Below are 561 nucleotides of genomic sequence, written 5' to 3'. Positions count from 1 at the left end.
AGGCCGAGCAGGGCGTGGACTACTTCACCATCCATGCCGGCGTGCTGCTGCGCTATGTGCCGCTCACTGCCAAGCGCGTGACCGGCATCGTCAGCCGCGGTGGCTCGATCATGGCCAAGTGGTGCCTGGCGCACCACAAGGAGAACTTCCTCTACACGCACTTCGAAGAGATCTGCGAGATCATGAAGGCCTACGACGTGACCTTCTCGCTGGGTGACGGCCTGCGCCCGGGCTGCATCGCCGATGCCAACGACGCCGCGCAGTTCGGTGAGCTGGAAACGTTGGGTGAGCTGACGAAGATTGCCTGGAAGCACGATGTGCAGACCATGATCGAAGGCCCCGGCCACGTGCCGATGCAGCTGATCAAGGAGAACATGGACAAGCAGCTGCGTGAGTGTGGCGAGGCGCCGTTCTACACGCTGGGGCCGCTGACCACCGATATCGCGCCCGGCTACGACCACATCACCAGCGCGATCGGCGCGGCGATGATCGGCTGGTTCGGTACGGCCATGCTCTGCTACGTGACGCCGAAGGAGCATCTCGGCCTGCCCAACCGCCAGG

General features: G+C 64.0%; 1 protein-coding gene. It reads left to right on the top strand.

Features of this window, described 5'->3' with window-relative positions; all coding sequences use genetic code 11:
• Window positions 1-561 (top strand): phosphomethylpyrimidine synthase ThiC (locus tag DAI20_RS20050; protein WP_205781535.1); only part of this gene is annotated, 561 nt, incomplete at both ends.

Origin of the sequence: Planctomonas deserti (genome assembly GCF_003067705.1) — a bacterium.
Taxonomy (GTDB): Bacteria; Actinomycetota; Actinomycetes; order Actinomycetales; family Microbacteriaceae; genus Planctomonas; species Planctomonas deserti.
This window is presented reverse-complemented; position numbering and strand designations above follow the sequence as displayed.